The 24,702-nt window shown below is 61.8% G+C and carries 13 protein-coding genes; 2 read left to right on the top strand and 11 right to left on the bottom strand.

Features of this window, described 5'->3' with window-relative positions; genetic code table 11:
- Both FBR05_09050 and FBR05_09045 read right to left on the bottom strand, forming a co-directional pair.
- Positions 1 to 8,069, bottom strand: an 8,069-nt coding sequence (locus FBR05_09050) for a hypothetical protein (protein ID MDL1872341.1), incomplete at its 3' end; no start/stop codon positions are given.
- 147 nt (positions 8,070 to 8,216) lie between these two features.
- Positions 8,217 to 8,465 carry a hypothetical protein gene (locus FBR05_09045; GenBank protein MDL1872340.1) on the bottom strand — a complete coding sequence of 83 codons (249 nt, stop codon included), beginning with the start codon at positions 8,463 to 8,465 and terminating at the stop codon, positions 8,217 to 8,219.
- Positions 8,466 to 8,736: 271 nt separating this feature from the next.
- Here FBR05_09045 and FBR05_09040 point away from each other — a divergent pair, with 271 nt between their 5' ends.
- Positions 8,737 to 9,306 (top strand): helix-turn-helix transcriptional regulator, encoded by a 570-nt coding sequence (locus tag FBR05_09040; GenBank protein MDL1872339.1) that lies wholly within the window; start codon positions 8,737 to 8,739, stop codon positions 9,304 to 9,306.
- Positions 9,307 to 9,318: 12 nt separating this feature from the next.
- Positions 9,319 to 9,858 (top strand): hypothetical protein, encoded by a 540-nt coding sequence (locus tag FBR05_09035; protein ID MDL1872338.1) that lies wholly within the window; start codon positions 9,319 to 9,321, stop codon positions 9,856 to 9,858.
- Positions 9,859 to 9,871: 13 nt separating this feature from the next.
- On the opposite strand, the gene FBR05_09030 is transcribed toward FBR05_09035, so the two are convergent.
- From FBR05_09030 to FBR05_08990, 9 genes are all read right to left on the bottom strand, one after another.
- A complete protein-coding gene (locus FBR05_09030; GenBank protein MDL1872337.1) occupies positions 9,872 to 10,162 on the bottom strand; it encodes a hypothetical protein in 291 nt (96 codons plus the stop codon).
- A gap of 146 nt (positions 10,163 to 10,308) precedes the next feature.
- Positions 10,309 to 12,345, bottom strand: coding sequence for a thioredoxin domain-containing protein (locus FBR05_09025; protein ID MDL1872336.1), 2,037 nt, complete (start codon positions 12,343 to 12,345; stop codon positions 10,309 to 10,311).
- 63 nt (positions 12,346 to 12,408) lie between these two features.
- Entirely contained in the window at positions 12,409 to 14,403 is a 1,995-nt protein-coding gene (gene acs / locus FBR05_09020; protein MDL1872335.1) for an acetate--CoA ligase, read from the bottom strand.
- Positions 14,404 to 14,419: 16 nt separating this feature from the next.
- The gene (locus tag FBR05_09015) at positions 14,420 to 16,159 is read right to left on the bottom strand and encodes a M3 family oligoendopeptidase (GenBank protein MDL1872334.1); all 1,740 of its coding nucleotides are present in this window, start codon (positions 16,157 to 16,159) and stop codon (positions 14,420 to 14,422) included.
- A 663-nt stretch (positions 16,160 to 16,822) separates the two neighbouring features.
- Positions 16,823 to 18,115, bottom strand: a complete 1,293-nt coding sequence (locus tag FBR05_09010; GenBank protein ID MDL1872333.1) for an adenylosuccinate synthase — start codon at positions 18,113 to 18,115, stop codon at positions 16,823 to 16,825.
- A gap of 63 nt (positions 18,116 to 18,178) precedes the next feature.
- Positions 18,179 to 19,768 (bottom strand): phosphoglycerate dehydrogenase, encoded by a 1,590-nt coding sequence (locus FBR05_09005; GenBank protein ID MDL1872332.1) that lies wholly within the window; start codon positions 19,766 to 19,768, stop codon positions 18,179 to 18,181.
- 21 nt (positions 19,769 to 19,789) lie between these two features.
- Entirely contained in the window at positions 19,790 to 20,929 is a 1,140-nt protein-coding gene (locus FBR05_09000; protein MDL1872331.1) for an alanine--glyoxylate aminotransferase family protein, read from the bottom strand.
- A 211-nt stretch (positions 20,930 to 21,140) separates the two neighbouring features.
- Positions 21,141 to 23,612, bottom strand: coding sequence for a hypothetical protein (locus FBR05_08995; protein ID MDL1872330.1), 2,472 nt, complete (start codon positions 23,610 to 23,612; stop codon positions 21,141 to 21,143).
- Between the two features lie 318 nt (positions 23,613 to 23,930).
- The coding region (locus tag FBR05_08990) for a pyridoxal-phosphate dependent enzyme (protein MDL1872329.1) at positions 23,931 to 24,702 on the bottom strand (772 nt) is incomplete at its 5' end.

The raw sequence follows: 24,702 nt of genomic DNA, 5'->3' as shown, positions 1-24,702 counted from the left end.
TCTTTGGTCCGCTGGCGCAGCAGGGCCTCTCGGCCGGCCGCGTCTTGAGTTCTACCGCCGGAGGCGACGTCCCTCAGCACCAAGGCGTTCAAGTCCTTCATGAAGTCGGGGTTCTTTTCGAGGCCGAAGTTCCGCGCCAGCTCCAGGGCGAGGCCCATCTGCTCCTTCGCGAGCTCGGCGCGGGACGGCGTCACCGTATCGGGGCGCACGGGATCGCCCACGCCCTGCACGACCAAGGTCGTATTGTCCTTCTTGAAGTGGCTCTGGGTCTTGTCGCGCGGCACACCCCGAAACTCGAAGCTCTGCCCGTCGGCATAAGTGACCTGCACGCGCCCCAGGTCCTTGGCCTCGCCGACGTTGCCCATCATGTCGAGGACCTTGCCCTCCCACATGCCCTTCCAACCGGCGGGCGGCTCTTGGCCGGTGACGGCCTGATATGCCTTCGCGTAGGCCTCGGGGGTGAGGGTCATGTTTTCCTGCCCGCTCTTCTGCAGGGTATCGGCGAGCTGTTGGCGGATCAAGACCTCGCGCATCAGAACGTCGCGGACCTCGGCGGGGCTCTTGGCGCCCGACTCCCGGATCAAAAACGCGATCTCGGCGTGGGAGCCGAAGTTTTCGAAAAAGCCGTCGGAACCGTTGAGGACGATGTCGCCCTTCTCCACCGTCACGTCTTTCGTCCGGATCTTGAGAGGACCGGAGTGCCCGCCCAGGGATTGGTCGACGATGTTGGCGTTGGGATCCGAACGGCTCTTGAGGATGTCGGCCTCGCTGCGGCCGTAGGCGTCGAGGATTTCGACCTCGCCGTTGGGCTTGAAGCGGATCACGGCGGCCTCGCAGTCCCCGACGCTGCGGAAGCGCGCATTGTAGGTTCCGTTGGCGTTACGGCTGATCTCGGTGCCCATCGCGACGGCGCCCGGCAGCATGTACTTGGCATAGTGCTCGGCGGTCGCGCGGTCGAGGTTCTGCTCTTTCATCAGGCGTTCGGTCAGGGCGGGCAGCAGCTCCTTGCCGTAGGCGGCGACGGCCTCGTTGGCGAGCCGAATGCCGTCCTCCACGGACTTGCCCTCTTTCACCGCCTTCTCGAAGGCGGTCTTGGCCAGCTTGGCGGCCATCTCGCCGCCCTGAGTGCCGCCCATGCCGTCGATCACGAGGGTGACGGTGCGGCCATTCTCGAAGGTGACGACGACTTGGCGGTCCTCGTTGTATTCCTTGTAGCCCACGCCCTCGTGGCTGGCGCCGGCGATGCCGCCGCGGTCCGTGACCTCGGCGCGGTTTTCGGTGGTGGCCAGCTCGACGCGGACCGAGAAGACCCTACCGTCGGGCGTGGTCATCTCGACCGAGCGCACCTTGCCGTCGGCGTCTTTGACGAACTGTGCCTTGTTCTCGCCGTGATTGAGGCGCGCCTCCTTCAGGACGGCCTGGGCGTCGGCCTCGGTGCGGACGTGAATGAGGACCTCGTATTCTCCGGTAGTCTTTCCCGGGCCGGCCTGGAAATCGTCGCCGTGACCCGGTTGCCGGAAAGAGACGTCCAGGATGCGCGCCCCTTCGGGGGCCTCGCCCAAGCCTTTTTCGTGGCCCTGGCCCTGGATGGCCCTTTCGAGAAATGGAAAGGCGGCATCCCGCATTTGCCCGGTGACCTTGGAGCGCTCCTTCGGGTAATCCTCCCACTTTTGGATGACATCGAGATTTTTGCGCAATTCGCCTTGCAATTCGTCGACGCGCTTCTGCGCGGCGAGGCGCTCGGGGCTGCCCTCGGGGTGCTTTTTCAGCTCGGCCTTGGCCTTAAGGTACTCTCCGCTCAGCGACTTGACGTTGTCCGCGGCGGTTCGAACCTCTTTAGCGGCCGCCTTGTCCTTCGGCGTGCCGAAGTCCTCGGCCTGCTTTAAGGAACGCTGCCATTCGGCCCGGCCGGACTGGAGCTCTAAAACGCGGCGAACCCCCTCGTCCAAGACGGGATCCTTCGGAGCCGGTTCCTGTTTCTTGCCCTTGGCGCCGTCGCGCTGAGTCGGCGGTCCGCCATCGTCGGCATCTTGCGCGCGCTTCTTGACGGCGGGGTCGGTCTTGGTCACGTCGTCGGCCTTCGGCTTAGGCGCCTCCTTGACCTTCACTTCATACCCGTACTCGGCCTTGGCGTTGGGGACGATCTCGGCCTCGCCCTTGGCGACCTTGGCGGCCAACTCCACGGCTTGCTCTTTGGTCAACTTGCCGTCGGCGAGCTGTTGGAGGAGGCCTTCCTTGACCGCTTCACGTTTCGCCTTGGGCAGGCCGTCGAGGGCCGGCTGGAGGACGTCGAGCGACTCCATGTTGCGCTGAACAACCTGGGTCAGCTCCTCGGTCGTCGGCGGCTTGCCGGAGCGCATCGCGTGGTCGAAAGATAGGTCGAAGGCGCGGCCGGCATAGGCAGCGCGAGCCGCGGCGGGATCGGCGTTCGCCGCCTTTTTCTTCGGGGCGGGGGCGCTCGGCTGGCCGCCGTCGGCGGGAGGCTCGACCGCCTTGAGCACCACTACCTTGGCGGCTTCCTTCTTTTGGGTGTACCAGTGCTGATAGGCCTCGAAGTCGTCTTTGGATACGGGGGGACCGTCGATCACCTTTCCTTCCTTGTCGACCTTTTCGAAGCCCAAGACCTCGGGAGACCTGCCGGCCTTGATGTCGCCGATATCCTTTTGATTCAGGCTTTCCCGGGTCCCGTCGGGCTTGACCTTGACGTAGTAGGTGACTTTCTTGCCGGCGCCCTCGACGGGGCTGGCATTGGGATCCCGCTCGAGGGTGGTGACTTCGTACTTGTCGACCTTCTCGCGGATTTGAACGCCCGCCTCGAACTCGGGAGCCAAGGCCTCGGCCCGCTTGCCGATCGCCTCCTGCTGCTTCTGCTGAGCGACGAGGTCCTCTCCACCCGGCTTGGCCTGGGACTTGGCCTTTGGGGCCTTGGGTGCCTTCCCCGACTTCTCCCCCGCTACCAGGTCGTAGCCCTTGCCGTCTTCCTTCGCTTGGATGGCGCTCTGACCGTCCTTCACCCGCTTGGCAAGCTGGCGGGCAATCTTCACATCCATTTTTCCTGCAAAAATATCCTCGAGGAAGGCCTCCCGGACCTGATTTTTCTTGGCGTCGGGAACGTTTTTGAGGGCAGGTTCCAATACCTTCATTGCCTCGGCGGTGGATTTGACGAATTCGATGGGATTGAACTTGGGATCCGCGCTGATCCTGCCTTCCAATGCGCTCCATGCTTCTTTGCCGGGCTTGGCGTCACCATACTTCGCCGATAATTTTTCCATGGTCCCGTGGATCATCACCATTTTTTGGGTCTTCTGCTCGATGCGGGAGAGCTTACCGTTGGTGACGCCGTCGATAAGCTTGCCGCCCATCACCATCTGGGCATCGGTGACCGCGCTGTTGAACAATTTCAACCAGAAAGGCAGGTGCTGATCCTCTTTCAGCCCGATGCCTTCGGTAACGTACTCCGAGCCGGTGAAGGCCAGGACGCGGCCGGCCCAGCCGACACCGCCGGCCGCACCCTGCACCATCTTAGCGCGGGTCAGCGCGGCTTGGGCCTGCTTGATACCCTTGCCGCTTTGCTCGGCGAGTTTTAGTGCGGCTTGGGCCTCTTCCACGGATTGGGCCGCCTTGCCCTGCATTTTACCCAAAGGGACACCTGCGCCGTGCAACAAAACGAAGGTCACCAGCATGGAGCCAAATTCCTTGCCGTAATGCTCCATGCTCCAATGATCCGTCCTGCCGGTGAGGGCGGTGGTCAACAGGCCGGTCGCCAAGGGGAAGGCAGCTGCCTCGGTTACGGTGCGTACGGCGAATTTGCTCCCCGCCATCAGGATGGGCGATTCGATGACGGCGGCCATGCGGGCCACCCACAGCGCCTCGGCGGCAACCGCAACGCCCCGCGCCATGCCGAACGAGCCGACGGTAATGAGGCCTTCTATCATCACCTCGTTGGCTTCCGCTTGCGACCCTGCGAAGAATACATAGAAAAAAGCGCCCGGCGGGGTCATGGCACCCAGACTTCTAATCCCCTTCGCGGCCATCTGAGAGTAGGTGATCTCGGGAATTTCGTCCTTGATAAACTTATCGGCCGCCGCCTCGCAGGCCGGGTTGGCCTTGAGAATCATGGCCACCTCGTGGGCTTCGTTGAACATCTTTTGCTTGGCCATGTTCCTCGCCATACCGATGGCGAGTTCCGCGAATTCGCCGTCGCTGATATTCGGATTCATCATGGCCGAGGCGGTGTCCATGATATTGACGGGAAAACCTGCCTCGAAGGAAGTCCGGTTTACCTTGGTCTCCTTGGCGTCGGAAAGGATGCTCCCGACGTAGCCGGGAATTTTCGCGTGGAGCTCGGCGATGGCCGTTTCGAAATTCTTCGACTCTCCGCTCATGACCCGGGCCTTGGCCAAATTCAGCACCATGTCGATTTCTGCTTCGACGGCGGCCCTTTTGTCGGGGGACAACTGCTTTTCCTGCAACTTACCGAGCATCCAGCCCCGCAAAATCTGCATTCCTTGGTTCATCCGGAACTCACGGGTGCCCTCTTCAATGCCGTGCAAAAGCTTCTTGGCCATGGGATCGAGCTGGTGTTGTCGGAGGATTTCCTTGGCCTTATCCATTTCTCCGTTGTTGAGATGGACCATGGCCTGGGCGACCTCTCCCATGGTTTTAACCTGATAGTTGGCATGAGGATCTTTGCCCAACTCCGAAAGCTGGCCGAGAATGTAATTTTGGTCGGACTTTTGTCCGTTCATCGCATAAATTTGCGAAATATTTAGATAGATTTGGGCCCGTTCCGCCAAGTTAGGATTTTTGTCGGCCTGGTATTTAACGCTCCCGAGGCAATCTCTGACCTCCGGATTGAGACCTACCTGAGAAAAGAGCGCAGCGGCCTTCATATAATGTTCCAGTGCCACCTCCCCATCCGCGGCCTTAGCCTTGGTTTTCAGGATATGGGCGGCCTGCACTGTCTTTGCGAATTTCAACAGCCCTTCCGAATCTAACTTCGAAAGCCAAGCCCCGTTGCCCTCGTTGAGGTCGATTTCCAGCCGTTTTTTAAGATCCTGGACGATGACCGCCGCCATTTTCTTGTCGTCTTCGGTGGCGTTGGGACCTTGCTCCATGGCCTCCTCGAAAATGGTCCCCAGGGTCTTTTGGATACTATCGGTCATCTCCTTGAATTTTGCGGGATCCATCAGAGGCTTATCGCCCAAGGTCAGGGGCTTGAGCCGGCCCACCGCCGCGCCAAAATTGGAAGCCTCTTGGATCTTTTCCTGGATCGGAAGGTCTTTGGCCGCCTCGAGCTCTTGCCGCCAAATATCGATATGGGTGTAAAGCTGCTCGAATTCCGGCGCAACATAGCTGAGCGGCTTTTTGTTGGCCGCATCGTTCAAGTTCTTGGCAGCGGCGGCGACGTTGCCGGGGAGGAGTTCGCCGTCGATTTGGACCAACATCCGGGCCAGCTCCAGGCGTCTTTTGGAGTCCGTGATCTTCGGCTCGGCCTCCTTGAGGTCATGGATGATATCCGACTGGAGGCTCCGCAACGCGGAAACGGCGCCCATGGACTTGTCGATTTCCCCGATGGAGTCGAAATACGCCTTTGCCGTGAGCAGGTCCTTGACCCGATCGACGCTATAGTCACCGGGCTTCAGCAACGCATCGGCAAATTCGTCGGCCTTCTTTTTATACTTGTCCTCGTATTCCGCGTAGCCGCCCTTGAAGGAGCCGTACAAAGCACCATACATCTGAAGTTTGTCGCGGGTACTCATTTCGGGCGTGATGGTGGCTTCGATCTTATCCGCGATGTCGGTCACTTCCTTGCCGGCACCAAGGTTTTGGAAGTTCTTCAGGGCGGCGAAGAGCAGGCCGCGTTTCTCGCGGGGGTCCTTGGATTTATCCGCCTCGGCTAGCGCCTTGGTTCCGGCGACATACTCGGCCTCGAGCTTCTTAACGCCTTCCGCCGAGAGCAACTCCCACTGCTTGGAGCCGGTCGACTTCAACACGCCTTCCAGAAACTTTTTAGCGCCTTCCGATTCCATCGTATCCTGGGCCCGAATCAGGAAAGCATGGGCAACTTCATCCGGAAAGCTGGCGCTGCCCGATTTTTTGGCTATGGCGAGCATTTCCCCCAAATGATTCAACTGGGTTGCCGTACTGACGTGTTCGGGGCCCGCGCAGCCCAGCAAATCAAACCAACGTTGCAGATCTCCGCCGTCGCCGACCATGGTTCCGATAATGGCGGCATTTCGGGCGGCCTCGGCATGGGCTTCGGTCGGCATCTCGCCCTTGCCCAGGACCGCGGCACTGCGTTCCTGACGTTGAAGTTCACGGAGACTTTCTTCGATGCCGTTGACGTATTTTTCCGCTTCCTCCCTTTCGATATGGCTGGAGTCCTTGTCCTTCATTATGCCGGCGTAATAATCCAGGCGCCGCTGGTATCTTTCGATAGCCTCGCGGGGCGTGCCGGGGGGGCAATTTTCCAGCTTGTAGACGGCCTGCTCGATATCTGATTTGACCCCCTTCTTCTTGGCCTCGTCATACTCGTTGAGCAAACCGGCGATCATTTGGCTGCCCGCCTTCCGGGTCAGCTGGTCGGAGCGCTGATACTCCGAGCTCGCGAAATTCACCATCGGGCTGTTTTGGTAGAGATCGCAGAGGTCGAGGGCCTTTTGCGACTCACCGGTCCCGATGTAGGCCTCGGCCAAATCCAGCATGGCCGAATTATCCATTGGCTTGCTGCGGCGGTAGGTCTCAAAGGCCTCCACTGCCTGGGGAAATTTTTTGTGCTTCAAGTAAAAAGCGCCCAGGTTGCGACGCGCTTCCATATCGTCGGGCTGGTAAAGGGCGGCGCCGAGCAGATGGACCTCCAGGGTGGGCAAATCCTCGGGCTTGTAGGTGTTCCTTAACTTATGGGCCTCGGCCTTGTGGTACTCGGCCATAACGGCGGCAAAACCCTTTTCTCCAATTTCCTTCTCTTTTCCCTTAGGGATGGTGATGCCGGCCTTTTTCAAGGCGGCTTGCACACGGGGATCCTTCAAATTCTTGCCGACAAAATCAAAAACTTCTTGGGGGAAGATGTCTCTTTCTTTGGGGGTTTCAGCCCTGTCTTGAACGCCTTTAAATTCGGCGCCCGTGACGAGCTGTTCCTTCAATGCTCCGTACAAGGCATTTGCGGCTGCGTTGGATTTGTCGGCAAAGGTGGGGGTGTATTTATTCCAGACCTCGCCGTAATAATGGAATAAACGGAGACACTCTTTCTTGGCCTCGGGAGTGGTGGCGGCGGTGGCGCCGATCTTGCGCAGCTCCGTCGCTTCTTCATATCTGTTTGCCGATGTCAAATGAGCCGCGATGAAGACATAAGGGTCGCGGAATTCCCCTAAAATTTCCGGATGGGGATACTCCTTAAACCCCTTGATCATGGCGGTGATCTGCTCGGGACTGGCATTCTCAACCGCGATACCCAGGAAATAGCTCGCGTCCTCTTCGGTGCCCCGAAAACTTCCGGTAAACATGGCGGCGAGTTCGTGCGCCACGTCGTATTTATGCCTCCGGACTTCCGGGTTTAAATAGGTGTCTTTCTCCTTTGACCGGCCTGTGGGGATGCCCTCGATGAAGGCGAAGGCCTCCAGAAGGACGACCCGGCGCAGGTTGGAAGTCACAAGATCCTTCGAATTACCCTTAGCCTTGATTTCCTTCCCGTACTCTAACCAGACTTTGGAAGCCTCCAGCCGGGTTTTCTCGTCTTTGGGGTTGAGGAGAACCGCCTTTTTCATGAGGCGCGCCGCGCCACCTAGGTCGGTTTTCTTCTTTTCCCCTGCAGCTTTGACGATCAGATCTTGGACCGCGGCCATCTTGTCCGGTTTAATGACGCCGTTTTCCATCCAATCCGCCGGTATGTTCACGCCAAGCTTTTGGGTGACCTCGGAGGTAATTTTTTTCAGCTCTTCGGGGTTTGGAGGAGGTGCGGTGACCGGCGGAGCTTGGACCTCGGTGGCCTTGCCTTTAGCATCGACAATGGGGGGCAGTGTGACTACACCGGTGGATTTTCCGGCGATTGCTGCGGCTTCATCACCCATAGGACAGAGAACCTCATTGATACTGGTCAAGTATCAGTAGAAATCCCAAGCCCTTCGAGCGGAGACTCCTACTAATATCGGTGGAATTCTAACACCTTGTTGCGCAGAGAAAGAATCGGAAAAAAGATTTTCGGGAAAGGGAATCGCCTAGGAAGCCGCGACCTTAGCCTGCAGGCGGGCGCGGACCTCTTCGAAACCCGCGAAAAAGCGCAGCGATCCGGTGGGACGGGCCGCGGGCTCGGCCTTGCGGGGCTCGGACTGAAATTGGGGCTCCGGGGCCTTCTCGGCCACCGAGGCGCTGCGGCGGAGGACGACGGGGTTGCCGCGGTCGTCGTAGCCGAGGAACTCTTCGAATTTGGGGGTGGAGATCTGAATTTTCGGGTCGGTCTTTTCCACGTTTTCCTTCCTCTTTCCTCATCGGGCCCCTTCTACTTCAGGGCCTTCCTTGGGAAGGAATTGCAACCGACGTGCCACGGATTAAAAAATAATATTTAATAATTTCAGTATATTAAAACTGATGTGTAAACACCTCACTTCTTCATTTTGAGAACAACATACAAAATTTATTCCTATTGTTCTCATTATGAATTTTTGGTGATAGATCGCGAATATTTCAGAACAAAGGAAGTCTATTGACGTAAAATTTTACGTCATCTATTTTGTATTTATGAAGGCCCTCAAACAGCTCCGCATCACTCGCGGAATCTCGCAACGCCGTCTGGCCACCCTCGCCGGGACTTCCTATAAAACCCTTCAACTCTTTGAAACCGGCGACCAGGACAGCCGTCTCTCGACCCTGGAAAGTTTGAGCGGCGGGCTCGGTTATCCCCAGGGCTACCTCAGGCATCGGCTTGACAGCCTTTGGCGGGACCCCGTGGATTCCGTCGCGGTCGTCTCCTTCCAAATCCTCGCAGGGGAAGCCGGCCCTTGGCGCGGACCTTTTTTTAATTTCGTGGACGCCTTTCGGCGGGCGGAAGACAAGAAGGCCCTCGTTCAAGCCCCCCCGCTTCTCGAAACGCCCCCTAAGCTCAAGGCCCTCTTGGCTTCGACCGTCGAGGCCCTCTGTGTCGAGGCTGGAATTCCAGCCCCCGATTGGTGCGAGGGCGTGCCGCCGCTTAAGGACCCATGGTTTGTCAGCGGCATGGAGAACCTCAAGGCCGGCGCCCTGGTGGAAAGCCCCGCCCATTTTCGCCGGCGAAATCTCTTCGTCTTAGGAAATTTCCTGGAGCGACTTTGAAGGAAGGCGACAATGCTGACACGAACGCTCATCCAAAAACTCTTTGCTGCCTTAAATGAAGAATTGGTCAAGCTAGGGGCCAAGGGCGAGGTCGGCATCTGCGGCGGCGCCGTGATGTGCCTGGTCTTTCAAACCCGCGAGGCGACCAAGGATATTGACGGAATCTTCGAGCCCACCCGGGAAATCCGCGCCGCCGGCCGCAAGGTGGCCGCACGTTTCGGAATCTCGGAAGACTGGCTCAACGATGCGGCCAAGGCCTATTTTCACGCCGATCCGCCCCGCGAGGGGGTCCTGGAGCTTTCCAACTTGCGCGTCTGGGCCCCCTCGGCGGAATACATGCTCGCCATGAAATGCATCTCCGCCCGCTTCGACGGCAACGATCGCGGGGATGTCCAATTTCTCCTGCGCTATCTGGAACTGCCCTCGCCGGAGGCCGCCTATAAAATTATCGAGAAATACTATCCGCAGAATCGGATTCCCGCGAAGACGCGCTTCTTGCTGGAGGAAATCTTCGAAGGCGAAGGCCCTCTTAACGGAGAAAAATTTAAGTAGGCGGGGAAAGAGGTTACCCCTTCACCAAGCCCTGGGCCTTAAGTCGCTTGCGGACCTCTTGAAACTCCGAAAAGAAGCCCAGGCCTCCGGCCGTGGCCGAGCGGTCTCCGACGGGCGGAGACAGGCGAAACTCGGATTTCTTTTCGGAGGGTGCGGCGGCGAGCACGGGATCTCCGGGGTGTTCGGAGCTGCGGCGCAAGACCACGGCCTCACCCCTGGAATCGTAGCCCAGGAATTCCTCGATGGCGGGAGTGGAATTTAGGGATTTTGCGGCGGTGCCCATGCCGGGGATTAAGATTAGCAAAACCGGGGCCAAGAGCGTCCGGATACATCCCGACAATATTTAATAATTTCAATACATTATTTAGAGATTAGTTTCGCCGGAAAGCCTTCCTGGGGAATCCAAGCCACAAGAGGCCCGCCGGGGCGGGGGCGAGAAGCCCTCAAGGTTTAATCCTTTTGAGCTTCCAAATCGTAACGCGCACACTCGGCGAGCTTAGCCAAAATCTCCTCCCCGTCCTGAGTGGGCGCCTGGCAGGCATGGTCGCGGCAGAGATAGTAAGTGGTCTTGCCGCCCTGGGCCCGGCGGTTCTGCAAGAGCGGCGGAAAATCCGCAGCCTCCACGGCGGCGGCGACGACGTGGTTGGGGAAAAAGCCGCCGCGCAGCTTCGCGAAAAAGCCGGCGCCCTCCCCCGCCTTCCCTTCCAGGACCGCGAGCTCGCTGGAGAGATCGGTCAGGTAATCGTAGGCCAAGAGCAAGGTCCCGAAGGCGGAGGGAAACTCCGCCGCGGTCGGGGCGAAGACTTCGAGGGTCTTGAGCGCCTTTTCGCGATAGGCGGCATCCAGGGTGAGGTCGTGGAGCCGCAGCAAGTTGGCGGCGGCGACCGCGTTGGCATTGGGCAGGGCGCCGTCCGAGCCCTCCTTCCCCCGGACCAAGAGGCTCGGGTCGCTGCCGTCGGTGAAAAAGTAGGCCCCGCCGGCCGCGTCCCAAAACTTCGCGTCCTGCCGCCGCTGCAGGTCGAGGGCCCAGCTCAGGACCTCGGGGCGGAAGTCGCACTGGTAGAGCTCGATCAGGCTCTGAATCAGGTAGGCGTAGTCGTCGAGGCGCGCGGCGAAGCGCCCCTCGCCGTCGCGGTAGCGGGCCAGGAGATCCCCTTGCGGCGCGAGCTTCTTTTTCAGAAACTCCATCGCCCGATGCGCCGCCTCGAGGTATTTCTTGTCTCCCAAGACCTGCCAGCCCATCGCCATGGCCCGGATCATCAGGCCGTTCCAGGCGGTGAGGATCTTGTCGTCCTTGTGCGGGTGGACGCGGGCCTCGCGGATCTTGAAGAGCTTCTCGCTCGCCGAACGGATCAGCGGGTGGTCTTTCTCGGCCCAGCCGAATTCCACCGCCAGGCTTAAGTTGTTCGTGCCATGCTCGAAGTTGCCGCCGGGAGTGACTTGGTAGACCCGGCAGAAGTGATCCAGCTCGTCTCGGGTCAGGACTTCGCTCAGCTCCTCGAAGGTCCAGACGTAGAACTTCCCCTCCTCCCCCTCGCTGTCGGCGTCCTCGGCGGAATAAAAGCCGCCCTCGGGGTCGGTCATGACGCGCAGGACGTAGTCGAGGGTCTCCTGGGCGACGCGCCGGAACATCGGCTCTTGCGTCGCGCGGAAACCCTCGAGGTAGGCGACCGCCAGCTGGGCGTTGTCGTAGAGCATCTTTTCGAAGTGCGGGATCAGCCAGCGCGCGTCGGTGGAATAGCGCGCGAAGCCGTAGCCCAAGTGATCGTAGATCCCGCCCCGCGCCATCTTGTCGAGGGTGAACTTCACCATCTCCAGGGCGCGCGGCTCGCCGCCGCGTCGCCAGATCCGCAGCAGCATCGAAAGTTGGTTGGCGTGCGGAAACTTCGGCGCCTGCCCGAAGCCGCCCCAGGCGGGGTCGAAGCTCATCAGGCTCTGGCGGAAGAAGGCGCCGAAGACGTCCTCGCTTAGGCCCACGCCCTCGGCCTGGGCGGACTTCTGCAGCTTGAGGTACTCGACGATGGAGTCGCCGGTCTCGAAGACCTGCCCGGGCGCCTCGCGCCAGACCTTGGCGACCTGGCCCAGCACGTTGAGGAAGAGGGGCTTGGGCCAATAGGTACCGCCGTAGAAGGGCTTGAGCTCGGGCGTGAGGAACATGCTGAGCGGCCAGCCGCCCCGCTGGCGCATCGCGTGCAAGGCGGACATGTAGATGTCGTCGACGTCGGGGCGCTCCTCGCGGTCGACCTTGATCGGGATGAAGTCGCGGTTCAGCACGTCGGCGACCTCTTGGGTCTCGAAGGACTCGTGCTCCATCACGTGGCACCAGTGGCAGGTGGAATATCCGATGCTGAGAAAGATCGGCTTGTTCTCTTCCCGGGCCGCGCGGAAGGCCTCCTCGCCCCAGGCCTGCCAGTGAACGGGGTTGTCCTTGTGCTGAAGCAGATAGGGGGACTTTTCGAACTTCAAACGGTTGGATTTTTCGACCATGAAGAACTCTATTCCGGAATCGGCGAAAACGAAAGGCGTTTCGATTTAGGGAAAATGCCGGCCCTATTTTTCCTCGTCGACCTCGGCCCGGGCGCCTTCCAGCAGCTGCTGCACGACGTTGGGATCGGCGAGCGTCGTCGTGTCGCCCAGGTCGTCGACCTCGCCCGAGGCGATCTTGCGCAGAACCCGCCGCAGGATCTTGCCGCTGCGGGTCTTGGGCAGGGCGGGCGTAAATTGGATGTGGTCCGGCTTGGCGATGGGGCCGACCTCGCTCGCGATGTGCTGAATCAGCTCGCGGCGCAGGCCGCGCGAGGGCTGCACGCCCTCCTTCAGGGTGATGAAGGCGTAGATGCCCTCGCCCTTGATCGGGTGCGGGAAGCCCACCACCGCCGTCTCGGCGACGTCGGGGTTCTTCACGAAGGCGCTCTCCAGCTCGGCGGTGCCGAGGCGGTGCCCCGAGACCTTGAGGACGTCGTCCATCCGGCCGAGAAACCAGTAGTAGCCGTCGGCGTCGCAGCGGGCGCCGTCGCCGGCGAAATACTTCCCGGGAAATTTGGAAAAATAGGTCTGCTTCACCCGCTCCGGCTGGCCGTAGACGCCGCGGATCATCGCGGGCCAGGGCGCCTCGATCACGAAGAGACCGCCCTCGTTGGGGCCGCAGGGCTGGCCGTTCTCGCGCAGGATCTTGGGCTGGACGCCGAAGAAGGGCAGCGCCGCCGAGCCGGGCTTCAGCGGCATCGCGCCCGCCAAGGGGCTGACCATGATCGCCCCCGTCTCGGTCTGCCACCAGGTATCGACCACCGGGCAGCGCCCCTTCCCCACCGTATTAAAATACCAGACCCAGGCCTCGGGGTTGATGGGCTCGCCCACCGTGCCCAGGATGCGCAGGCTCTCGAGGGAATGTTTTTGCACCGGCGCCTCGCCCGAGCGCATCAGCGAGCGGATCGCGGTGGGCGCGGTGTAGAAAATGGTGACTTTATGGCGGTCGATCGTCTCCCAAAAGCGGTCGACCGCCGGGTAGGTCGGAATTCCCTCGAACATCACCGTGGTAGCGCCGTTGAGCAGTGGCCCGTAGACCAGGTAGCTGTGCCCCGTCACCCAACCCACGTCCGCGGTGCACCAGAAGACGTCGCTCTCGCGGTAATCGAAGACGTATTTGAAGGTCGTCGCCACCTGCACCATGTAGCCGGCGGTCGTGTGCAGGACGCCCTTGGGCTTGCCCGTCGAACCGCTGGTGTAGAGGATGAAGAGCGGGTCCTCGGCGTCCATGGGCTGGGGGTCGATCTCGTCCTCCTGGAGGGCGATCAGCTCGCTCCACTCGTAGTCGCGGCCTTCGACCATGTCGATCTCCTCGCCGGTGCGGCGCAGGACCAGCGAGGCGATCAGCTTGTGTCCCGCCGCCTCGCAGGCCGCGAGGGCCTTGTCGGCGACGTATTTCAAAGAGACCGACTTCTCGCCGCGAAACAGGCCGTCGGCGGTGAGCAGGAACTCGGCGCGGCAGTCGAGGATGCGCTCTTTGAGCGATTCGACGGAGAAGCCGCCGAAGATGACGTTGTGGGTCGCCCCCAATCGCGCACAGGCCAAGAGCGCCATCGCCAGCTCGGGGACCATGCCCATATAAATGGCCACGCGGTCGCCCTTCCGGACCCCCAGGGCCTTCAGCGCGTTGGCCAGGCGGCAGACCTCGCGGTGCAGCTGGCGGTAGGTGAAGCTCTTCGTCTCGCCGGGGCGGTTGCCCTCCCAGATCAGGGCGAGCTTGTCGCCTCGGGACTTCAGATGCCGGTCGAGGCAGTTGAGGCTCAAATTGGTTTTGGCGCCCTCGAACCAGGCCACCTCGATCTTGTCGCCCCAGTCGTAGCGCAGGATGCGGTCCCACTTCTGGAACCACTCGAAGCCCTCCGCGACGCCGCCCCAAAATTTCTCGGGGTCTTCTATAGAAGCCTGGTAGAGCCGGCGATAGGCCTCGAGGTCGGGCAGAAGCGGAGCGCCCTCGCCGCGCGCCTTCACGTCGAAGACGCGGTGGTCGCTGAAGACGTTTTGGATGGAGGTTTCGCTCATAGCGCTCGGGAGACGGTTAATACAGGGGCTCGATCCGCTCGATCTCGGCCATCAGGCCCTTTAGCACGCCTTTTTGGAAAGGCAGCAGCAATTTTCCGGCGGCGAAAAACTCCTTCAGCGGGAGGGTGCCGCCGAGCTTGCAGAGATTGAGATAATTGTCCAGGGCGGCCTCTTTGTCGCGGAGGCTCTGGGTCCAGAGCTGCCAGGCCCCGACCTGGGCGATGGCGTAATCGATATAATAGAAGGGCACCTGGAAGATGTGCAGCTGGCGGATCCAGCGGCTGCGCTTCCAGGCCTGCAGGTCGCCGAAGTCGATGCCCGGCATGTATTTGTTTTCCAGCTCTTCCCAGGCGCGCGCCCGGCCCGCCTCGCCCCTCGCCTCGCCGGAATAGACGCGGTGCTGAAACTCGTCGACCATCGCGATGTAGGGCAAAAGTAGGATGCTCTCGGCCAGGTGCTTTTTGCGGAAGGCGTCGGCGTCCTGTTCGGAAAAGAATTCTCCGTAATAAGGCTGGGCCAGGAATTCCATCCCCATCGAATGCACCTCGCAGGCCTCCAGCGTCGGGTGGCTGAGCTCGATCAGCTCGATGTCGCGGCTCTCCCAGGCCTGGAAGGCGTGGCCGCACTCGTGCAGCAGGGTCGTCACGTCGGCGGCTTCGCCGACGCTGTTCAAAAAGATATACGGGACCCGGTAATCGTAAAACCCCGTGCAGAAGGCGCCGGGCGCCTTGCCGACGCGGGCGGGGACGTCGATCAGGTCCCAGTCAATCATCCGCTGGAAGTGCTCGGCCAGGCGCGGGGAGAGCTTTTGGTAGACGCTCAGGCCCGCGCGGGTCTGCTGGGGAATCGAGACCTTGAGCTCGCCGGTCTTCCACTCCGGAAAATAATCCAGGTCCCAGGCCTGCATCCGCGCAAGCCCCAGGGATTTGGCCTGGCGCTCGCGGATCTTCACCGCCAGAGGCACCATCACCTCACGGATCTCCTCGCGGAAGACCCGCACGTCCTCGGGGCCGTAGTCGAGACGGCGCATCTTTTGGTAGGCCAGCGGGATGAAGTCGGGGTGGCCGAGGGTCTTGGCCATGGCGTCGCGGTATTGGACGGCCTCGTCGTAGATCGCCTCGAGGGCGGGTTTGTTCTTGAGAAACCAGCCGCTGTAGCTGCGGTAGCTGTCGCGCCTCAGCTCGGGGCGCGGCGAGGAGGAGAACTTCTTGATGTGGGCCAGGGGGTAGGTCTTCCCCTCCACCTCGAAGCAGGCGCCCCCGCTCAGCTTGGTGTAATCCGCCAAGACCTTGTTGAGCTTGGTCTCGAGCTCGACGTTCTTCGGGTCGAAGGCGTCCTGGGCCAACTGCAGCTGGGCGAAGAACTGCTTGCCGTGCTTGGCCTCGAGGGCCTTTCGCTCCGGAGAGGCCAGGAACTTCTCTCGGACCTTGGCGTTCCAGATCGAGTAGACGGGCTCGACCTCTTCTCTTAGGCGCCGCTCTTCGGCCTCGACCTCGGGGTTTTCGGTGAAGCGCTGGAAGGCCAATTGCACCAGCTCGAAATGCGTCTCGATGTGGGCCTTGACTTCGTTCCAACGGCCCAGGGCGGCCTCCCAGGCGGGCAGCGCCTTGGCCTGCTCGACCTCGGCTAGGACTCCGCTTAGGAATTTTTCGGTGGCGGCGCCGCTCAGCTTTTCTTGGTAGTCGTGGAAGTAGCGATTCGTCCGGCGCTTCAGCTTGCGGACGACCGAGACGATGGGATCTTGTACATCGGACATGCGGCAATCTTAAGCATCTTGAGGGGTGCGAATCCAGCAAGAATTGCTGGGACTTGGGGAAGGATGCTTAGGCCCCCGCTCTGAAGCCCTCCTCCGATACCTCCCGGACACATCGCCATGAATACCTCCGCCATAACGCCGCGCCCGGATGGAAAAGAAAATCTCCCCCGGAAGGCTACGGCCCGGTCGGGCTAGTCGCGAAAAAAAAGCCGGTTCGCTTCGATAGTTAGAGTCTTCCTTCGTCAGCCTCTAACTATCGAGCTCACTCGGCTTTTTTTCCGCTCCTACGCCCTCCCTCCTGCCTAATGCCTTCCGGGGGAGATTTTCTTTTCCATCCTAGGTGCTCCTTAAGAAGGAGAAAGAGAAAAAAAATACTCTGAGCCAGTGACTCGCATACTTAACCTAAGTACACCAGTCTTAGACTTCCGATTCGCACCAGCTGTGGTTCCGACACCGCCGGAAACCCATCGTAGGGACGAACCTTGTGTTCGCCCTAGACACGGACCCCGCAATTTTACGGAACCCGCCATCACGCAAAACCCATAGGGGCCGTTCGCGATCGGCCCCTACAGCGATCGCAAAGAAATCAGCGTCGCGAAATTGCCGGCGGGGGGCGAACACAAGGTTCGCCCCTACAATCGATAGGCGATGATTTGAGATGGATTATTTAAAGGGATTCTTCAGCACGATATGCTGCTGCCGAGAGGGCCCCACCGAGACCGAGGTCATCGGCAGCTCGAGCAGCCTCTCGACCCGCTCGACGTATTTTTTGGCGGCCTTCGGCATCTGCTTCCACCGCGTCACGCCGGTCAGGTCCTCGGACCAGCCGGGGACTTCCACGTAGATCGGCTTTACCTCTTGCAAGTCCTCCACCGTGGCCGGGACCGTCTTCAGGACCTTGGCGCCCAGGCGATAGCCGGTGCAGATGCGGATCTTTTTGAGGCCGCTCAAGACGTCGAGCTTGGTCAACACCAACGACGTCAGGCCGTTGGCGCGCATCGCGTGGCGGATCACGACCAGGTCCAGCCAGCCGCAGCGCCGCGGACGGCCCGTCGTCGAGCCGAACTCCCCGCCCTTCTCGCGCAGGTACTCGCCGGTCTTGTCCTCCAACTCCGTGGGAAAGGGTCCGCTGCCGACCCGCGTGGTGTAGGCCTTGGCGATGCCGACCACTTGGTCGATCTGCGTCGGGCCCAGGCCGCTGCCGCAGGAGGCGTAGCCCGCCACCGTGTTGCTGGAGGTCACGTAGGGGTAAGTGCCGTGGTCGACGTCCAGGCTGGTGCCCTGGGCGCCCTCGAAAAGCAGCTTCCAATCCTTGCGCACCCAGTTCTGCAGCAGTTCTCCCACGTCGTCGACATAGGGGCGTATCGCCTTGGCGAGCGGCAGGTATTCCTTGAGCAGGGCCTCGGCGTCGAAGGTCTTCCCCTTCAAGACTTGCTCGATATAGGCGTTGCGCTCGGGCAGCAGGGCCTTGAGCCGCGCGGCGAAGATGTCCGGATCGACGAAATCCGCGATGCGGACGCCGCGCCGGGCGACCTTGTCCTCGTAGCAGGGGCCGATGCCCCGGCCCGTCGTGCCGATCTTCGCGTCGCCCTTCGCGGCCTCGCGCAGCAAGTCGATGGACTGGTGGTAAGGCAGGATGACGTGGGCCAGGTTGCTGATCCGCAGCGTGTCCGGCTTCTTGAGGTAGCCGGCCTTCTTCAAGGCCTGGATCTCCTGCAAAAGCACCTTGGGATCGACCACCACGCCGTTGCCGATGACGCAGACCTTCTTGGGGTGTAGGACGCCGGAGGGAATCAAGTGCAGGATGGTCTTCTTCCCGTCCACCACCAGGGTGTGACCCGCGTTGTTGCCGCCCTGGAAACGGACGACGGCGTCGGCGTTGGAGGTGAAGAAGTCGACGATCTTCCCCTTCCCCTCATCGCCCCATTGAGTGCCTACGATTACGACGTTGGACATAGAATTTTTTGGTTAAACCTTTCGCGAAGACGCATTCCGTAAAAGAAGGCCGAAGGCAACGCGTTATAATTTAACCTCTTTGACGGACAGGATGTTCGGCAGGGCCTTCAGCTCCTTCAAGACCTCGTCGGGCACGTGCTCGTCGACGTTGTAGAGCGCCAGGGCCTCGCCCGTCTCGCGCAGCAGGCCCAACTGCATGCGTGAGATATTGACCTTGTTCTTGCCCAGCAGGGTGCCGATGTTGCCGATGACGCCGGGCCTGTCCTGGTTGCGGACCACCAGGATCGTCCCCGCGGGGACCGCCTCGAGGTAGAAATCGTCGATGCGCACGATGCGGGGGTGGGTCTTGCCGAAGGTCGTCCCCGAGACGATGCGCTTGCCGGCGCTGGTCTCGAGGGTGACCGTGACCAGGCTCGCGAAGTCCAGCGCCTCCTGGGTCTTGGCCTCCACCACCTTGATACCGCGCTCCTTCGCGATGACCGGAGAATTGACGTAGTTGACGCTGACGTCCTCCAGCATCGGCTGCAGCAGGCCCTTCAGCACGCAGACCGTCATCGGCGCCAGCGGGTACTTGGTGATCTCGCCCGTGTACTCGATCGTGATCTGCTGCGGCGTGCCCTCGGCCAGCTGGCCCTGGAGCAGGCCCATCTTCTCGGTAAGCAAAAGATACGGTTTCAGAATCTTCGCCAATTCCCCGGAAATACTTGGGAAATTGACCGCGTTCTTAACCTCGCCGGTGGCGAAGTAATTGACGATCTGTTCGGCCACCTCGATCGCGACGTTGAGCTGGGCCTCGTCGGTGGAGGCGCCCAGGTGCGGCGTGCAAACGACCCGCGGGTGCTTGATCAGGGCGTAATCCGCCGGAGGCGGCTCCTTCTCGAAGACGTCCAGGCCGGCGCCGCCGACCTTGCCCTCTTCCAGGGCGGCCAGGAGGTCGGCCTCGTTGACGATGCCGCCGCGGGCGCAATTGATCAGGAAGACTCCCTTCTTCATCTTGGCGAAGGAGTCCTTGTTGATCAGGTTGCGGGTCTTGTCGGTAAGCGGCACGTGGATCGTGATGTAGTCCGAGCGGCGGAACAGCTCGTCCAGCGAAACCAATTCGATGCCCATCTGGGCGGCCGCCTCGGCGGTGAGGAAGGGGTCGAAGCCGATCACCTTCATCTTGAGGCCCAGGGCCCGTTCGGCGACGATCTTGCCGATGTTGCCGACACCGATCACGCCCAAGACCTTGTTGGTGAGCTCGCGACCGACGAAGCTCTTCTTGTCCCACTTTCCTTCCTTCATCGACATGGTCGCCTGGGGGATCATGCGCGAGACGGCGAACATCATCGCGACGGCCTGCTCGGCCGTGGTGGTGGCATTGCCGCTGGGGGTGTTCTCGACGATGATGCCGTGCTTGCTGGCGGCCACGCAGTCCACGTTGTCGACGCCGATGCCGGCGCGGCCGACGATCTTGAGGTTCTTCGCCTTCTCGAGCAGCGCGGCCGTCACCTTGGTGTTGGAGCGAATGATCAGGGCGTCGTAGTCGGGAATGATCTTCTCGAGCTCTTCCGGCTTGAGCTCGGTCTTCACGTCGACCTCGAGGCCGGGGCCGGAGCGCAGGATCTTGAGGCCCTCTTCGCTGAGCTTGTCGCTGACTAATACCTTGGGCATGCATTCTCCTATCGGGCGAAATTATTTCTCCATGAGCACTTGCATCGCGGCGCCGAGACCGACCCCCGGCGCGATCTTGTGGCCGTGCTCGATCAGCGCCGACTCGACCGCCGCCAGGACGTTCAGGATGTCCATCGGGTCGTAGTAGCCGAGGTGCCCGATGCGGAAGATCTTGCCCTTGGCCTGGTCCTGCCCGCCCGCGATGGTCATGTTGAACTTGTTCTTGAGCGTCTTGACGATCTTGCCGGCGTCCATGCCCTCGGGCGAATAGGCGGCGGTGACGGCATCGGAGGGCGCGGCCGGCGCGAAGAGCTTGAGCCCCATCGCCTTCAGCCCCTCGCGCGTCGCCTTGGCCTGGAGGGCGTGGCGCTTGAAGAGATTTTCCAAGCCCTCCTGCTTCATCAGCCTCAGCACCTCTTGCAAGCCGAGGATCAGCGAGACCGCGGGGGTCCAGGCGGTGGTGTTCTCTTGAATGGACTTCCGCTCGCGCTTGAAGTCGAAATAAAACTTCGGGAGGTCGCTCTTCTCGCAGAGCGCCAGCGCCTTCTTGCTGACCGAGGCGAAGGCCAGGCCCGGCGGCAGCATCAGGGCCTTCTGCGAGCCGGTGATCAGGACGTCGATGCCCCAAGCGTCGGTCGGGATATTGACCACGCCCAGGGCGGTGATGGCGTCGACCACCAGCGCGGTGTTGGGCATATTTTTGACGATCCTCGCCACCGCCTCGACGGGGTGCGCGACGCCGGTCGAGGTCTCGGAGGCCTGCAGGAAGACCGCGCGGTAGTCGTGTTCTTTGAGTTTGGCTTCGATCGCCTTCACGTCGACCGCCTGGCCCCACTCCACCTTGATCACGTCGTGGGCGATGCCGTAGGCCTTGCAGATCTTCCACCAGCGCTCGCCGAACTTTCCGCCGTCGACGACCAGGGCGCGGTCGTTCTTCGAGAGCAGATTGACCACCGCTCCTTCCATCGCGCCGGTGCCGCTGGCCGCGAAGATCAGAACCTCGTTTTGCGTCTGGTAGAGCCACTTGAGCCCCTCGCGCACCTCCGCGACCACCTTCTCGAAGGCCTCGGTGCGGTGATGGATGATGGGCAGGGCCATTTTGGTCAAGACCGATTCGGGGACGGGGGTGGGTCCGGGGGCCATCAGGCGGTAGCGGTACATCGTTCCAACTCCTTAAAATTGGGAAAGATTTGCCTCGACGGCGGAAAAGACCCGCGCGCAGGCGAGCCCCGCTCATACCCAGCCGCGTCGGGGCGCGTCAAGGCATTAGTTGCCCCGGATAAAGGCGATTGTTTTCGGGTAGATGCGGACCCGGCGCGTCCGCGGACCCGGTAGCAGACCTTTTCGCAAAGCGAGCCGTCGACACCAGGCATCAAAGGGATTCCGACCAGGCGGAAAGCAGATTTCGAGTCCTGCCCAAAGCCTCCGACCTAGGCCCGCCCCGCATCTGGTGGAGCTGAATTTCCACCGCGGTCACCAAGGAAATCAAAGTATCCGGCCAGGCCTCCGGAGGTACCACTCCCGTACGGTGCAGGTCCCGCAAGATTTGAAAGGACTGCTCGGGATTCGAGGAGGCCAACAGAGGTTCGGCAATCTGTCCCAAAAGACTCGGCCAATGCGCCGGGGCCGCCTCGCCGCGACGGCCCAAAAACTCCGAAATTCGGTGAAAGTGGGGAGCTACCGTGCGACGCAGCTCGGGCTCGGGGATACCCTCTAGCCAGACCGGAGCGACGTCGCGTTCGAAAATTTCGGACGCGTGGCGATCGATCGCCTCAGCCGGCGCAAACCGGCCTTTCGCGACCCTGTCTTGGCGGAGGGCGTTCAGATGACGGAGCAAGGAGACTTTGGAAAAATCCGCGCGGGCGTCGTAGCGGCGGAAAGGATTCTCCGAGGCCTTCTCGAGCGCGACGAAGTCCGCCAGCGCGGACATCAAGGCCGTCTCGCGCCGGACCAGATCGCCGCCGAGCCAAACGGAAGCGGGCGCCTCCGCCGACAACCTCGACCGGCCCTGCCGCAACATGTCCCTGGCGAAGATCCACTCCCCCGCGCCGAGGGCCCGCTCCGCGAAGAACGAGGCTTGCAGGTATTCCGCATAGGGTGTCGCGGCGGGAAAAATCTCCCGTGCCAAGTGCAGGGAGGTCAGAAAGGAATATTTTCGGAAATTCAGGGATTCCTGGGAAAGACCCGGCAGAGCGTCGAGGATTTCGTTCACCAGCGGATGAGGGTGGCCGTAACGATCCAGCGTCGCCAGGACCTTCTGGACTTCGGCGAGCGAATCCTCCCGGTTCCAGCCTTCGGACTCGACGGTGCGGCGCAATCCTTCCTCGGCCTCGCGCCAAACGGTCTCGACCTGGGGGTTTCGCGAAAAACTCGGCGTCGCCCTTCCCAAGAAGGCCTTAGCCGCGTTAAACAGTCCCGGCTGTTCCAAAACCATCAAGTGCATGAGGCCGACGGCCGCGAGGCGTTCGGCCCTGCCCTGCGCCGGAGCCACCCGGACAGCTAAAGCCCTCAGCAGCGCCTCGGGCTCGTGGCGGCCCAAGGCCTCCGCGACGATTTGGCGGCGCTCGGCATAATCGAACCATTGCAAGACGCCGTGGAGCGGCGGCAAACCGGTTTCCCCGGAGACGGCGCGGCTCAGCCACTCTTGGGCCTCGCCCTGCCCTTCCATACCTCCGCCCTCCGCCGGCCCGGCCGGAGGCAGGATGCTTCCGAAGTTCCAGGAGGAAGAGGAAGAGCTGCGCTTAGGCCCTTCGCCCGGCCTCATGGTGGACATCGCCATCACGTGTTCGGGAATTTCGAGCGCCACATCGCCCCTCGCCGGCGAAATGGTTCCCGCCGCGGCCCAAGCGGGGTTCGGACCGAGACCGCCGAATGGCCTGCCGAAGCCGGACCTCGGAGGGGCCGACCAGGACTCGATTTGCAGGCGTTCCTGCCGCAGCAACTGAAGCTCGGCCCCTTGACTCGTCCGATGCAATCCGGAGAACACCCGCGAGGAAATCCGGCCCCCGACGTTGAAGTGGAGCAGCGTAACCAAAGAATCGACGACGTTGTCCGAAAGATTGCGCGGTCGGGTCCATCCCAGCGCGGCCTCGAGTGCATGAGATCCTAGGATCCCCGCGAACATGGCGCCTTGGTGCAGCAAGGCCCTTTCGAAACTCGAGGAACCCGCGAGGGAGACGCGCGCGGCCTCTCCTCGAAAACCAAGATGCAGCCGCCGAAATGCGTAACCCGAAACGCGCATCATGCCCAGGCCCAAGGCGAGACTTCGCCACTCGCCAATATTTTGCCGCAGGCTCCAGTCCTGCCCGCCTGGATGGGCGAGCTCCGCGTAGCCCTTCGAGGTCAGCCAAAAAGCTCCCGACTCGGGGAGCAGGGCCAAACCGGAGGCCAGGAGCCTAGATCCCAGGCCACGGGTCAGGAAGCCGGCCGTCGGGCTGGCCCACAGCCGGGAAAGCAGGGCCAGGCGCGTGAAGGAAAAGACGGTCGAGGCCGCTGCCATGCCGACGAGCATGCCGGGATCGGTCGCTTCGGCAGTAAACCTGCGAGCGTAAGACTCCCAACGATCGCCCGCTTCGCCCCGACCCAGCATCGCCTCGCGGCTTCGCGAAACCCTTTGCGCCAGGGCGGGAGACAAGTCGCCGGCGCCGCCGTTCAATAGGAATTCGCAGAGACTCAGGGCCGGGGCCGACCTGCCCTGCGACTCCAAGCGCCGGACCAGTTGATAGACTTCTTCGCCGTAGAGCTCGCCCGATCCCTCTTGCGAAAGGGCGATCAACTCGCGCAGTCCCTCCGGGCCGATCCGGGAGGCGATCCGGCCGCTCCCGAGCCCCAGCGCCTCAATCACCGCCGTTTCTCGAGCCGCAGAATCGGGAAGGGAAAGGGCCTCCCTCAGGGCCACGCGTGAGGATGCCGAAAGCGGAAGGCCCGACGGAGGACCGGCTTCGGAGAGCAGCCGATCAAAGATTTGAGCTGTAGCCTCTCGACTTGAAAAAGTGGATGACAGTCCGGAAGGACGCGAATCCGCCTGCCCGGCGAGGCGGGGAGAAAAAACCTTGGAGAATAACATGTAGCTTACCCGTGAACGCGATGCTTAAACCAAAACGATTTCGGTCGCCAGGTCTATGTGTTGCTAAAATCTTTCAGCGTTTTCTCAGGAAAACACTCACCGCCCCTCACCGGACCCCTCCGCCCCGCGCATCACCCCCGCATGCCGGGCCGGGTCGATGTTGGAGCCGGTGAGAATGGTGACGACGGGGTTCTTGGGATCCAGGCCCAACTCCGGCAGGCGCCCACTTAGGACCGCGGCCAGGCCCGTCGCCGCGCTGCCCTCTACCACGAGGCCCTCGTGGCGGTGAATCCGCCGCATCGCCTCGCCGACCCAGGCGTCGCCGACGGCCAGCGAGCCATGCAGGCCTTCGCGGATCAGCTCGAAGGGCCGCGCCCCGGGGATGGTCAGGCCGATCCCACTGTCGCAGAGCCCCTTCTCGTTCAAGTACACCTCGCTGCGCCGTCCCTCGATCAGGGAAAAATGCAGGGCCGGCGCCTCCGCGGAGACGACCGCGATCACACGCGCCTCGGGCAGGTGCCGGCGCAGCACCGTACCGACGCCGGCGGTCAGTCCCCCGCCGCCCGTCGGCAGGAGGAAGGTCGCCCGCGCCAATCGCTCGCGGACGGATTCGGGCAGTGCGCGCATCCCCTCCAGGATTTCGAAGCCCGCCACGCCCTGCCCCGGGATCACGTCCTCGAAGCCGTGAACGTAGCGCAGGGCGCCTTCGATATCAAAACTCCGCTGAAGATAGAGATTGCGCTCGAAGACGTAGCGCAGGGCCCAGTCGCGGGCCTCCTCGTAGCCGCGCCAGGGCTGCTCGCCGGTGGTGACGACCGTGGCGCCCAGCCCGCGCAGGCGCTCCTGCTTCCCTTGCGGGGTCGTGTCG

Source organism: Deltaproteobacteria bacterium PRO3, from assembly GCA_030263375.1.
Classification (GTDB): Bacteria; UBA10199; UBA10199; order DSSB01; family DSSB01; genus DSSB01.
The sequence above is the reverse complement of the archived record's forward strand: the minus strand, read 5'-3'. Positions and strand labels throughout refer to the sequence as shown.